Source organism: Ciceribacter sichuanensis (genome assembly GCF_024055605.1).
Taxonomy (GTDB): domain Bacteria; phylum Pseudomonadota; class Alphaproteobacteria; order Rhizobiales; family Rhizobiaceae; genus Allorhizobium; species Allorhizobium sichuanense.
The window spans coordinates 234046-246660 of sequence record NZ_JAMXLX010000006.1 but is presented as its reverse complement, the minus strand read 5'-3'; the positions used below and the strand labels follow the sequence as shown (position 1 = coordinate 246660).

Annotated in this window: 11 protein-coding genes; 4 read left to right on the top strand and 7 right to left on the bottom strand. The window is 63.9% G+C overall.

The genetic code is table 11. The annotated features are described in order from the left end of the window. Positions 1–10 precede the first annotated feature (10 nt). A complete protein-coding gene (locus NBH21_RS18505; protein ID WP_250911731.1) occupies positions 11–3148 on the top strand; it encodes an efflux RND transporter permease subunit in 3138 nt (1045 codons plus the stop codon). A gap of 104 nt (positions 3149–3252) precedes the next feature. Here NBH21_RS18505 and NBH21_RS18500 read toward each other — a convergent pair whose 3' ends face one another. From NBH21_RS18500 to NBH21_RS26170, 7 genes are all read right to left on the bottom strand, one after another. Further along, positions 3253–3621, bottom strand: a complete 369-nt coding sequence (locus NBH21_RS18500; RefSeq protein ID WP_250911732.1) for an ArsR/SmtB family transcription factor — start codon at positions 3619–3621, stop codon at positions 3253–3255. Between the two features lie 90 nt (positions 3622–3711). After that, positions 3712–4911, bottom strand: a complete 1200-nt coding sequence (locus NBH21_RS18495; RefSeq protein WP_163897937.1) for an MFS transporter — start codon at positions 4909–4911, stop codon at positions 3712–3714. 265 nt (positions 4912–5176) lie between these two features. Continuing rightward, positions 5177–5560: a VOC family protein gene (locus tag NBH21_RS18490; RefSeq protein WP_250911733.1), complete on the bottom strand. Its 384-nt coding sequence runs from the start codon at positions 5558–5560 to the stop codon at positions 5177–5179. Positions 5561–5568: 8 nt separating this feature from the next. Beyond that, positions 5569–6708: an MFS transporter gene (locus tag NBH21_RS18485; protein WP_250911734.1), complete on the bottom strand. Its 1140-nt coding sequence runs from the start codon at positions 6706–6708 to the stop codon at positions 5569–5571. A gap of 20 nt (positions 6709–6728) precedes the next feature. Further along, positions 6729–7514 (bottom strand): DeoR/GlpR family DNA-binding transcription regulator, encoded by a 786-nt coding sequence (locus NBH21_RS18480; RefSeq protein ID WP_250911735.1) that lies wholly within the window; start codon positions 7512–7514, stop codon positions 6729–6731. 83 nt (positions 7515–7597) lie between these two features. Continuing rightward, positions 7598–8161: an NIPSNAP family protein gene (locus NBH21_RS18475; RefSeq protein ID WP_250911736.1), complete on the bottom strand. Its 564-nt coding sequence runs from the start codon at positions 8159–8161 to the stop codon at positions 7598–7600. A 125-nt stretch (positions 8162–8286) separates the two neighbouring features. After that, positions 8287–9180 (bottom strand): helix-turn-helix domain-containing protein, encoded by an 894-nt coding sequence (locus NBH21_RS26170; protein ID WP_250911737.1) that lies wholly within the window; start codon positions 9178–9180, stop codon positions 8287–8289. A gap of 125 nt (positions 9181–9305) precedes the next feature. Here NBH21_RS26170 and NBH21_RS18465 point away from each other — a divergent pair, with 125 nt between their 5' ends. The 3 genes from NBH21_RS18465 to NBH21_RS18455 are packed head-to-tail and all read left to right on the top strand — an operon-like array spanning position 9306 to position 12551. Next, positions 9306–11024 carry an FAD-dependent oxidoreductase gene (locus NBH21_RS18465; protein WP_250911738.1) on the top strand — a complete coding sequence of 573 codons (1719 nt, stop codon included), beginning with the start codon at positions 9306–9308 and terminating at the stop codon, positions 11022–11024. Then, positions 11021–11800: an SDR family NAD(P)-dependent oxidoreductase gene (locus NBH21_RS18460; RefSeq protein ID WP_250911739.1), complete on the top strand. Its 780-nt coding sequence runs from the start codon at positions 11021–11023 to the stop codon at positions 11798–11800. The genes NBH21_RS18465 and NBH21_RS18460 overlap by 4 nt, the downstream gene beginning before the upstream one ends. Next, positions 11793–12551 carry an SDR family NAD(P)-dependent oxidoreductase gene (locus NBH21_RS18455; protein WP_250911740.1) on the top strand — a complete coding sequence of 253 codons (759 nt, stop codon included), beginning with the start codon at positions 11793–11795 and terminating at the stop codon, positions 12549–12551. Before NBH21_RS18460 ends, NBH21_RS18455 begins: the two co-directional genes overlap by 8 nt. The last annotated feature ends 64 nt before the right edge of the window (positions 12552–12615 follow it).

Here is a 12615-nt window from a genome sequence, read left to right as displayed (position 1 = left end):
GAATATCGTCATGACGAAATCGAGCGAAGAAAAGCGCCCCTTCAACCTCTCGCGGTGGGCCATTGGCCACCCCAGCATCGCGCGCTTCCTGTTCGGCCTGATCCTGATCACCGGCGTTCTCGGCCTCACGCGCATGGGACAGAAGGAAGATCCTGATTTCACCTTCCGCGTCATGGTCGTGCAGGCCGTGTGGCCCGGCTCCTCCATTCAGGAAATGCAGGACCAGGTCGTCAACAAGATCGAACGCAAGCTGCAGGAAACGCCGCATCTGGATTGGGTGAAGTCCTATACCCGCGCCGGCAGCGCGATCATCACCCTGCAGGTAAAGGGCGATACCAACGCCGCCGACGTGGCGGACGCCTTCTATCAGGTGCGCAAGAAGGTTGGCGACATCTCCAGCGAGCTTCCCGAGGGACTGCTAGGCCCCTATTTCAATGATGAATTCGGGGATACCTACATCACCCTGCATTCGATCAGCGGCGAAGGCTTTACCTTCCCGGAACTGAAGAAGATCGCGATCCAGGCGCGCGATATGCTGCTCACCACGCCCGGCGTGGAGAAAGCCGTTATCCTCGGCGACCAGCCGGAAAAGATCTTCATCGACGTTTCGTCGAAGGCGCTTGCCGAGCGCGGGCTGACGCTCCTCGACCTGCAGAATGCCATCAAGGGCCAGAACAACGTCGATGCCGCCGGCACCGTCGATACCGGCGTCCGCTCGGTTAGGATTTCTGTCGAAGGCGACGTGAAGCGGGCCGAGGATATCCGCGAACTGCGCCTCAACGCCGGCGGACAGATCACCCGTCTCGGAGACATCGCCACCGTTACGGCCGGGCTTGAAGACCCCTACCAGCGCAAGTTCCGCTTCAACGGCGCCGACAGCGTGCAGGTCGGCGTGGTCATGGCCAAGGGTTTCAAGGTGACCGATGTCGGCGACGCCGTAGAAGCGACCTACCATCGCTTCGAGGAAAGCCTGCCCTATGGCGTTTCTGTCCAGCAGATCTCCAACCAGCCGGAAGTCGTGACGGAAGCCGTCGGCGAATTCATGAAGGCGCTGGTCGAAGCGCTGGTGATCGTGCTCGTGGTCTCGTTCCTCTCCATCGGCTGGCGCTCGGGCCTCGTCATCGCGATCACCATTCCGCTGGTTCTCGCGGCCACCTTCGCCATCATGTACGAACTCGGCATCGATCTTCAGCGCATTTCGCTCGGCGCACTGATCATCGCGCTCGGCCTGCTGGTCGACGATGCGATGATCGTCGTCGAGCTGATGGAACGGAAGCTCGAGGAAGGGCTGGTCAAGATCGAGGCCGCAAGCTTCGCCTATTCATCGACCGCATTTCCCATGCTGACGGGAACGCTCATCACCACCGCCGGCTTCATTCCCGTCGGCTTTGCGGCTTCGACCGCCGGTGAATATGTGCGCTCGCTGTTTTACGTCGTCGGCATCGCGCTCGTCACATCCTGGTTCGTCGCGGTCTATTTCACGCCGTGGCTCGGCCACATGATCCTAAAGCAGCGCGCCCATGCCGGCGAACATCACGACGTGTTCGACACGCGCTTCTATCGCGGACTGCGTTCGACGGTCGGCTGGGCCGTTCATCACCGCATCATCGTGCTCGTCATGACGCTCGTGACCTTCGTCACCAGCCTGTGGGCCTTCCAGTTCATCCCGCAGAACTTCTTCCCGCAATCGTCGCGTCCCGAAATCCTTGTCGATCTCTGGCTTCCCGAGGGAACCAGCATCAAGGAAGTCGAAACGCAGGCGCGCGCGCTGGAAGGCAAGATCATGGACGATCCGGACAAGAAGTTCGTCGCCACCTATATCGGTGAAGGCGCGCCGCGCTTCTTCCTGCCGCTCGACCAGCAGCTTCGCAATCCGAACTTCGCCCAGATGCTCGTCATGGCCAATGACGAACCGGCCCGCGAAAGACTGATCGTCAAGCTGCGCGGCATTCTGGCGGATGATTTCCCCTCCATCCGCGGCAAGGTCGACCGGCTGTTCCTTGGGCCCCCGACCGGATGGCCCGTGCAGATGCGCGTCATGGGGCAGGATCGCCAGGAGGTGCGCCGCATCGCCGACGAGGTGAAGGCAAGGTTCGATGCCGATCCGCGGCTGAGCGCCGTGCATGACGACTGGCTGGAACCCGTGGCCGCGATGAAACTCGTCATCGATCAGGATCGCGCCCGTGCGCTTGGCGTAACCTCCCAGCGCATCCGGCAGATGCTGCAGGCGGCAATGAGCGGCGTTCCGCTCGACGATTTCCGCGATGGCGAGGAAACCGTGTCGATCGTGCTGCGTGAGCAGGATGACACACGCTCGCTGCTTTCTGCGGTGAACTCCGTCTACGTGCCGACGGATTTCGGCGGCTTCGTGCCGGTTTCCCAGCTGGCGCGGATCGAGCCGGTGCTGGAACAGGGCATCGAGTGGCGGCGCAACCGCCTGCCGACGATCACGGTGAGGGCCACCTTGCCCGACAACGTGCAGCCGAACGACGTGGTCATGAAAATGTATGCCGACATGAAGGATCTGCGCGACAGCCTGCCCGCCGGCTACAGCATCGAAATCCAGGGCGGCGCCGAGGACGCAGCCGAGAGCCAGGCCTCGATCGCCGCCAAGGCGCCGGTCATGCTGCTTGTCATCGTCGTGCTGCTGATGGCCCAGCTCCAGCATTTCGGCAAGGCCATGCTGGTGCTGGCTACGGGGCCGCTCGGCATCATCGGCGCGGCGGCAGCACTGCTGATCAGCGGCGCACCGTTCGGCTTTGTCGCCATCCTCGGCGTCATCGCGCTGCTCGGCATCATCATCCGCAACTCGATCATCCTCATCGACCAGATCGATCAGGACATCAAGGCGGGCATGGCGCGGCAGGAAGCAATCATCGGCGCGGCCGTGAGACGTTTCCGCCCGATCATGCTGACGGCGCTGACCGCAGTTCTCGCGCTGATCCCGATTTCCCGCGGGGTCTTCTGGGGACCGCTCGCCTATGCAATGATGGGCGGCATTCTCGTGGCGACCGTGCTGACCATTCTCGTGCTGCCGGCGGCCTACGCCCTGTTCTTCGGACGGGAGCCCAAGGCGCATACCGATACCCCCGACAGCATCGCGGAAGAGGAAACCATGCCCCACCCGACCGCCATGGCCGCCGAGTAAGCGGACGCAGGGACAAGATCACAGCCGGCGGGATGCATTTCAGGCATCTCGCCGGCTTTCTCGTCTTGTATTGAAAACTCAGGAGAAACGACGGCAGGCGCGCCTCACGCGCCCGACAGGCGGCGCGGGCTTGCCTCCGGGGAGGAGGAGGCTTTCAGGATGGCGTCCAGCAATCCGGGAAACCGATGGTCGAGATCCTCGCGCCGCAGGCTCAGCACGCGGCCTCGGCCCCTGGGTTCGTTGCGGATCACACCCGCCTCGCGCAGCACTTTCATCAGGTGCGATTTCGTCGATTTCGGCAGGGATGGATCGTTCAGATGGCAATGGGCCATCTCCAGCGGACCCATCGCCAGTTGCAGCACGATCTCCAGCCGCCCCGGATCGCTCAGCGCAAACAGCACTTGCGCCAGCACGAGTTCCTCGCGCGCGGGATGATGCAGTTCAAGGGGCGAAGAGACGGTCTGATCGTTCATCGTTCAACCATAATGGAACACATTTTGCCATCATAGCCCGGATTGCCGGAAAGCGTCCGGGTGCGGCAATGCCGCATGCTCTCGCTACAATCAGGTTTTTGATCCGTATCTACGCCACAGCCCGGCAATGGCCGCCATGATCGCGATGGTGGTGCCGTAAACGAGGACCGTTGCGTGCAGTCCGGCATAGGGAAGCGCCAGACCCGCAAACACGACCGGCAGACCGAAGGCCAGATAGCTCAGCGTGAAGATCGATGCGAAGAGTTCACCGCGCTCGTCGGGCGGGCTCAGCGGCACGATGGTTCTGAGCGAGCCGTAGAAGCAGGTCCCGAAACCCGTTCCGGCGAATGCAAGCGCGAGCAGATAGACGGTGAGGGATCCGATCCAGATGCCTGCCAGGGTGAGAACGGTCCCGACCGAGAGCGCGAACGTGCCATAAAGCATGATCCGGCGCGGCTGATGGGTTCTGGCAATGAAGCAGGCGAGCGCACCGGTGCCGGAAATCAGCGTCACCACCGCCCCCTGCATCAGGTAGCTGTGAATGCCGAAGACAACAGCGACGATGGGCGCGCCGAGCGACAGATAAAGACCGCCGGTCGCCCATCCCGCGATGATTGCGGGCGCGCTCTGCCAGAAGGCGGACCGCGCGGAGACGGGTACGCCAAGGCGCGGCATGAGGGCCTGAAGCAAGCCTTCATGCCGCGGCGATGTTTCCGGCAGCAGCCAGACGGCAGCCGCTAGGATAAGGCTTATGACGGTGATCGCGACGAAGACGTCAATCTTCGGAGAGCTTGCATGCTCCATGACGATGCCCGAGGCCAGCGCCCCCGCGGCAAGGCCGATCAACGGAAGGACCGAGTTGCAGACGGCGGCAAGCCCCGGCCTTTCGGGCGGCTCGAGATCGACGATGGCGGCCGAGAGCGTGGAAAGCAGAAACGCGCAGGCAATGCCCTGAAGCGCTCGCGCGCCGATCAGGCCAAGCGGCGATATCGCGGCCTCGAAGACGAGCGCCGACAGCGCCAGCAGCACGAATGCGAGCGACAGGATCGGACGCCGGCCGACATGGTCGGAACTGGAGCCGCCGACCAGCAGGGTGAACAGCAGGACGATCGCATAAACAGCGAAGATCGCCGTCATGGTGACGTCGGAAAACGCCATCTCCCGTTGCAGCACCGGATAGAAGGGGGAGGGCGCGCTGGCGCTTGCCATCATCAGGCCACTGCCCAGCGATGCGATTGCGAAACCGGCACCGTGTCGCCGGGTGTAGGAAATGCTGCTGGCTGTCGTCATGGCGAATTTCCGTTGCCTGTCGGCGATGCATGAGGTTGGTTCGAATATTATCGAACTGACCATATGCCACTCCCCGACGAATGGTTCAACTAATTTCGAACAATGCGGATCTGGATCTGCCGTTCCGTTGACGCGTGAGGATTTCAGGCAACGTGAAAATGCGCTGGCGGTGGCCATAACCACCGCCAGCCTTCGCCACACGGAGCTTGCAACGTTTCCGGGGGTGGCGAACCGGATTATCGATCTCAAGAGGTGGTCGAAACCGTTATTCCGTGATCTCCACGAGCGTTCCGTCCGGCATGAGGATCACGGCTTCATAGAAGCCGTCGCCGGTCATGCGGGGGCTGGAGGCGAGGCAACCATCCCCGGCGCAACGTCGGGCAAGTTCATCCACGGCCTCCCTGCTGCCGAGCGAGACGGCGATGTGATCCCAGCCGACGTGCTCCTGTTCCGGAGCATCTTCAACCCATGGCCCGGTCATCAGCTCGATCTCATCGGCCCCACCGGGCAGGTGGACGAAGCGGGAAACGAAGCCTTCCCGCCTCTTGCTGCGATAGGGTCTACCCACCGTTGCGCCGAAGTAGCGCTCCCAGAAAGCGGCGGCAACATCAACGTCTCTGGTCCACAGCGCGGAATGGGCGATACGCATGGTCCCTCTCAGTGTTTCGAGCGGGTGACAAGCCCGGCGCAGAGCGGAACGACGCAGAGCAGCCCAACGAGCATCCAGAAGGCCCCCGGAAGGCCGACGTGATTTGCCACGAAGCCGATGCTTGCCGGGCCGAGCAGGACGCCGGCATAGCCGATCATGGTAATAGCAGCCACGGCCAGCCCCGGCGGCATGACGGTTTGCGATCCGCCCCGGCGGAACAGCACCGGCACGATGTTGGCCGCGCCCAGCCCGATCAGCAGGAAGCCGCTCAGCGCGAGAAGCCGGATCGGGCTGGCAAGAACGATCACGAAGCCGACGATGGCAACGACCCCGCCCCAAAACAGCGTGGCGCGGTCGCCAAGCCTTGCGGTCAGGGCGTCTCCGGTCAGCCGGGCGGTCGTCATGGCGATGGCGAACAGGATATAGCCGATACCACCCTGTTCGGTGGGAACGATGCCGCCGGATGTCAGGAACAGGGCGCTCCAGTCGAGAACCGCGCCCTCGACCAGGAAGACGATGGCAGCCAGAATCGCAAGCAGCAGGACGGCCCCGCGCGGAACCGCAAACAGCGGCGCATCCCCGGCCTGCGCCGTATCGAGAAGCCGGGGCCAGGCCACGACAATTCCAGCGATCATCAATGCGGCACAGATGACGGTCGCGGTGAATGCCCCGGCATTGGCGGAAAGCAATACGGTCATCAGCAGCGAGCCGACAAAGCCGCCGATGCTGAACATGGCGTGAAACCCGGACATCAGCGGGCGGGCTGCTCCCTTCTCGACTTCCACGGCATGAATGTTCATCGCGACCTCAAGGGAACCGAGGGTTCCGCCGAAGATCGCCAGTGCGATGGCGAACGTCACTGGTGTGCTGGCCAGCGTGAGAACCGGCAGGACGACGGCCATTCCGAGACCACCGGCAATGACGATCGGCTTGCTGCCGAAACGCGTGTTCAGCACGCCGGTCGCAAGCATCGCCGCCACCGACCCAAGGCCGAGACAGAGAAGCAGGACGCCGAGAACACCGTCATCGACGCCAAGCCGTTCCTTGGCGAAGGGCACGAGCGGCGCCCAGCAGGCAAGGCCGAACCCGGCCACCAGAAAAGCGAGGCGTGTCGCCAGCCGGGTTGCCGGCCGATCAGCAGAAAGCATGTCGTTTCCTTGGGGTAAGATCAGTTTGTCGTTAAAGCGGGCTCGGCTCTCACGAGATTGAAGCCCGCATTCGCCAGCCGTTCCGACTCGTCGGCGGCAAGATCGTCTTCCACGATGAGAACCTCGATGTCCGACGCCACGGCGATCCGGTAGGGCGCGCTCTGCTGAAACTTTTCGGAAGTTGCGAGAACCGCGCATGTCGCGCTGTTTTTGAGAAGCGCGCGTTTGAAGGCTGCGTCTGCATGGTCATGCACGCTCATGCCTGTTGTCGCGGAAACCGCGCAGGCGCCGATGAAGCAGCGATCGATGTTGAGCAGGCTGACGGCTGAAATCGCGGAAGTATCGACACTGCCCCCGACATGGCGATTGACCGCGCCGCCGATCAGCAGAAGCTCGATATCGTCTCTTCTGGCAACGGCACTGGCAATGTCGATAGAATTGGTGGCGACGGTCAGGCCGAGATCCGGGCCAAGGCATTCCACGATAGCGAGATTGGTGCTGCCGCTATCGAGGAAGACAAGCTCTCCGGGCCGGACCATGGCGGCGGCGGCCTTTGCAAGCTGGCCCTTGCGAACAGAGCCTTCGCCGACGCGCACGGCCATCGGACGCCCGGTCGGCGCAAGCGGCAGGGCACCGCCATAGACACGGCGGCACTTGCCTTCCGCTGCAAGCGTTCTCAGGTCGCGGCGGATCGCATCCTCGGAGACGTCGAACTCTTCGGCAAGTGATGCCGCGGAAACCTGCTGCCCGAGAGCAAGCCTCGCCTCGATCGCATCACGCCGGGATAGCGGAAGATGATTGTTCATAATCGTGAATTAACGTACACAAACATGCATGTCAATTCATGAATCGTGCAACATCACGAATCCCAGAAGAGCGACTGCCTCTTCTACAACCGGGAAAAAGCCAGCGGCCGCAGAACTGTCGGGCAGGAGGCACCAGAGCTTTCGACCGCCAGCGGATCGGACGAGCGGGGCAGAAGCGAGAGCGGCTGGCATGGCCCGCCCGAGACGGGCTGGAAGGTCGCAATGCTTTCACCATCGGTCTCGCCATTGACGATCACCGCGCATTCCCCGGCAAAAAGCGGCGATCCGCCTTCGCGCGCGAGCAGCGGCTCCCGTCTTTGGCCGAGCGCCGTTTCGAACAGGCCGGAGCCGGAGGAAAGGCGCAGCATGCGGTTCTGCTGTTCCTCGACCAGCGCGAACGCCCTGGGAATGAAGCCCTTCACCCAATCGTCTTCCCTGGCCAGCGCCGCGCGGCAGGCCTCGCGCTCGGCCCAGTCCGCATAGCTCCAGAGATGATGGATCGTGTTGAGCGGCCCGGTTTCCGCGAGCCAGTAGCCCATCAGCGGCAGGTGCCGGCTCACGAATGGAAGCCCGTGGTCCGCCAGCAGTTCGAGATAGGGTATCGCCGCACCGGGCTTCAGCCGGTAGCTCCGCCATTCGTGAATCATGTGTCCTCCATGCCTGCGGCATCGCGCTCCAATGGCCATTGAAGTGCGACATGCATTGAAGACTGGTTCAGGAGGCCTTGCGATGAAATGGATCGTCCGTCGCAAAACATGGACGATCGACGTCTCTACTCATGGCTGCCCGCCACCTGCTTGCGATAGGCGCCGGGCGATATGCCGACCTGCCGGGTGAAGAAGCGGTTGAAATAGGCGGGATCGTCGAAGCCCGTCATATGGGCCACCTGCGCCACGCTGCTCTCGGTATAGACCAGATAGCGCTTGGCCTCGATGGTGACGCGCTCATAGAGCAGGTCGGAGGCCGTCTTGCCCGCCCGGTTTTTGCAGGCGGCGTTGAGTCGCGCCGGCGTGACGGCGAGAGCATCGGCATAGAAGGCCGGCGAGCGCTCGATGCGGAAGTGCTCCTCCAGCAGCGCCCGGTAGCGGGCGAGAAGGTCGTAATCCCTGTCGGGCGCAATGATGCGGGGGTCTTCCTGCGTGATACTGAGCCGCAGGACCACCACCAGTATTCGCATGAACTGCGCGAGGATGGCGGTTCGGCGGCCGGGGGCCGACCAGACATATTCCCGGTGCAGCCAGTAGAAGGTGTCGGTGACGGCGGCGATGTTGACGCCGGTTCCTTCCAGCGAATAGACGGCCGGGCGGCTGGCGGCATCGAGGAGCCTTGGGTCACTCGCAGCGGCCGCCTTCAGGCAGCCGAGGGCGGCGGTAACGACGAAGCCGTCGGTGCCGGGATTGAAGTCGATCTGGTGGACGATGCCGGCCGGGATGACCAGAACACCCGGCACGGGGATCGTCAGCGTAAGCTCCTCCATGCGGATGGTGCCGCCACCCTCGCGCACCAGCAGAACCTGCATGTGGTCGGGATGCGCATGCGGACGAATCCTCCAATCGTTCGGACCGCTTCGCTCCCGGATGATCTCGATGTTCAACAGGTCGAGTTCCACATCCGCGCCCTGATCTCCATAGAGATAGTAGTGCGGAATGTTCGCAGTGGCTTCCACGCCCATTTTTCCTCCCGTCATTGCTCCCATCGAATTGTGCAACAATTGCACGGCAGCGTCCATTGGTCCCGTCTCTTCCCGCGCGTAGCAATTTCCCCGTGGAGTGCAAGAAACGGGAGGAAATCATGGAACGGGCAAGCGAAGGGCGCGTCTGTGACGTGCTGGTGGTCGGATCCGGCGCGGGAGGACTCGCGACGGCGATCACCGCTAGAAAATACGGGCTGTCGGTCATCGTCATCGAGAAGGAAGCCGTCTTCGGCGGCACCACTGCCTTTTCCGGCGGCGTGCTGTGGATCCCCGGCAACCGCCACGGCAGGACGAACAATCCCGGCGATACCCGCGAGGCCGCGCGCCGCTACATGGCGGCGGAGACGGGAAACTGGTTCCAGCCGGAGGCCGTCGACGCCTATCTGGAGGCAGGACCGCGCATGCTCGACTGGTTCGAGAAGGAAACGGCGGTCCAGTTCGTGCCGACGCTTTATCCGGACTATCATCCGACGATGGATGGCGGCGTGGATGTCGGGCGTTCGGTGCTTGCCGCGCCCTTCGACACCAGCGCCCTTGGGGCCGACCTGAAGCGGCTGAGGCCGCCGCTTTCGACCATCACCTTCATGGGCATGATGTTCAATTCCTCGAATGCCGACATCAAGCACTTCTTCAACGCCACGAAGTCGGTTGCATCCTTCGCCTATGTGCTGAAACGGCTGGTCGCCCATGCCGGCGAGGTGGTTCGCCACGGCCGGGGCGTTCAGGTCACCAGCGGCAATGCGCTCGCCGCCCGGCTGGCAAAGAGCTGCCTCGATCTCGGCATTCCGATCCTCACCGAAACCCCGGCGATGCACCTCGTCAAGGCGGATGGCCGCGTCATCGGTGTCGATATCGGCGGAAAGAACCCGGGACGGATCACCGCGCGGCGCGGCGTCGTGCTGGCCTGCGGCGGCTATGCCCATGATCTCGCGCGCCGGGCGGAGGCCTACGCCCATCTGAAGGCCGGCGGCGGGCATTTTTCGCCGGTGCCGGAAGCCATCACCGGCGACGGCATAAGGCTTGGGGAGGAAGCGGGGGCTGCCTTCGATACCGAATACCCACAACCGGCCGCTTGGATGCCGGTGAGCCGGGTGCCGGGCAAGGGCGTGTTTCCGCACCTGCTCGACCGCTACAAGCCCGGCATGATCGCCGTGCTTTCGAACGGCCGGCGCTTTACCAACGAGAGCGAGAGCTATCACGATGTCGGCGCCGCCATGGTCGCCTCCGGCGAGGCGGCGGCGTGGCTGATCTGCGACCACCGCACCATCCGCAAATACGGTCTCGGCCATGCCAAGCCCGCCCCCATGCCGCTCTGGCTGTGGCTGCGCAGCGGCTACCTGAAGAAGGGAAGAACCCTTGCCGAACTGGCACGCGCCTGCGGCATCGACACACAAGGGCTGGAGGAGACCGTCTCGACCTTCAATCGCGGCGCGCGCGAGGGCCGCGACGAGGCCTTCCATCGTGGTGAGACGTCGTTCAACCGCTATCTCGCGGACCCGGACCACAAGCCCAATCCGGCCGTCGCACCGGTGGAGCAGGGGCCGTTCTATGCGGTTCGCATGGAGATGGGCGATCTCGGCACGTTTGACGGATTAAAGACGACGGTTCCGGGCGAAGTGCTCGACCGGCAGGGAGCTGTCATCCCCGGCCTCTATGCCGTCGGCAATGATCGGGCCTCGATCATGGGCGGCAACTATCCCGGCGCCGGCATCACACTCGGCCCCGCCATGACCTTCGGCTGGATCACCGGACGCCATCTCGCCGGCATCGCACAGGAAGCAGACAGCAAAACGGACAACAGGGAGAAAGCATCGTGAACTGGCTTGGACTGGAGGGAAAGACCGCCGTCATCACCGGGGCCGGCGGTGGCATAGGTCAGGCGCTTGCCCGCGCCTTTGCCGGGCAGGGCGCGCGCGTCGTTCTGATCGACCGCACCCTTGACCGCACACAGCCGCTTGCCGACGAACTGGGCAACGACGCCCTCGCTCTCGCCTGCGACCTGTCGCGGCCGGAGGAGATCGAGGCGGCGGCCGGCCGGGTGAATGTGCAGGGCGGCGCGGATATCCTCGTCAACAATGCCGGCGTGCTGCGCCCCGGCCCACTCGACAGCGTGTCCGTTGAAGACTGGTCGATGATGCTGTCAGTCAACCTCACCGGCTACATGCTGGCGGCACAGGCCTTCGGTAAGGGAATGATGGCGCGGGGCTCCGGTGCTCTGGTCCATGTCGCGAGCGTCGCCGGCAGCGAACCGCAGCCGGCAAGCGGCGCCTATTCCGCATCCAAGGCGGCGATCCTGATGCTGTCGCGCCAGCTCGCCTATGAATGGGGTCCGAAGGGCGTGAGGTCCAACACGCTGAGCCCCGGTCTGGTGCGCACCCCGCTTTCGGAAGCCTTCTATGCCGATACCGAGACCAAGGCGCGGCGTGAGGCCATGGTACCGCTGCGCCGCATCGCCACGCCCGACGACATGGCGGATGTGGCGCTGTTCCTTGCTTCGCCGCGCGCATCCTACGTGACGGGTCAGGATGTGGTGGTCGATGGCGGCCTGACCCAGTCCCTGATGGGCCTCGTGCCGAGGCCGGGCTATGCGTGAGGCGCTGGTCACCGGAGGCGCCGACGGCATCGGATTTGCCACGGCGCTCAAGCTCGCCGAGGCCGGCTATCGGGTAACGATTGCCGATCTCGACGGCGAAAAGGCCGTGGAACGCGCCGCGCAACTCAGACAGATCCATCCCGGTTCGCCTCATCGAGGTATCGCCTGCGATATCACCGACGAGGCACGGGCGGCGGAGGTATCGGCCTCCGCCGCCTTCGATGTTCTCGTCAACAATGCCGGTATCGGCGACAGCCATCTGCCCACGCTGGAGCAGGGGCTCGATGCCTTCCGCAAGGTGCTGGACGTGCACCTTGCCGGAACCTTCGTCATGTCGCGGGAGGTGGCGAAGGGCATGGTGGCGCGGGGCAGCGGCGCAATCGTCAACCTCTCCTCCATCGCCGGCCTCACCGGGTTGCCGAAACGCAACGCCTATGGCGCGGCCAAGGCCGGGGTCGTCGCCATGACGCGGGCCTTGGCCTGCGAATGGGCGGGCAGGGGCGTGCGGGTCAACGCCGTCGCACCGGCCTTCGTGGAAACGGCGCTGGTGAAGAAGCTCGCCGATGCCGGCCGCGTCGATCTGCCGACCATCCGCCGACGCACCCCGATCGGCCGGCTGATTGCCGCCGAGGAAGTGGCGGCGGCAATCGTCTTTCTGGCATCGCCCGAGGCCTCCGGCATCACCGGCATCGTGCTGCCGGTCGATGGCGGCTGGACCGCCTTCGGCGATTTCGGGGATGCGTCGGCTTAGAGCAATATCAGCGAAAGTGGGAACCGGTTTTGCGTCCGGAATTGCGTGAGACCCAAGAGATAGA

Bases quoted from the DNA above. Each gene is read 5' to 3' on its own strand.
- NBH21_RS18505 (WP_250911731.1), top strand. From the start codon at position 11: ATGACGAAATCGAGCGAAGAAAAGCGCCCCTTCAACCTCTCGCGGTGG.
- NBH21_RS18500 (WP_250911732.1), bottom strand. From the start codon at position 3,621: ATGAACGATCAGACCGTCTCTTCGCCCCTTGAACTGCATCATCCCGCG.
- NBH21_RS18495 (WP_163897937.1), bottom strand. From the start codon at position 4,911: ATGACGACAGCCAGCAGCATTTCCTACACCCGGCGACACGGTGCCGGT.
- NBH21_RS18490 (WP_250911733.1), bottom strand. From the start codon at position 5,560: ATGCGTATCGCCCATTCCGCGCTGTGGACCAGAGACGTTGATGTTGCC.
- NBH21_RS18485 (WP_250911734.1), bottom strand. From the start codon at position 6,708: ATGCTTTCTGCTGATCGGCCGGCAACCCGGCTGGCGACACGCCTCGCT.
- NBH21_RS18480 (WP_250911735.1), bottom strand. From the start codon at position 7,514: ATGAACAATCATCTTCCGCTATCCCGGCGTGATGCGATCGAGGCGAGG.
- NBH21_RS18475 (WP_250911736.1), bottom strand. From the start codon at position 8,161: ATGATTCACGAATGGCGGAGCTACCGGCTGAAGCCCGGTGCGGCGATA.
- NBH21_RS18465 (WP_250911738.1), top strand. From the start codon at position 9,306: ATGGAACGGGCAAGCGAAGGGCGCGTCTGTGACGTGCTGGTGGTCGGA.
- NBH21_RS18455 (WP_250911740.1), top strand. From the start codon at position 11,793: ATGCGTGAGGCGCTGGTCACCGGAGGCGCCGACGGCATCGGATTTGCC.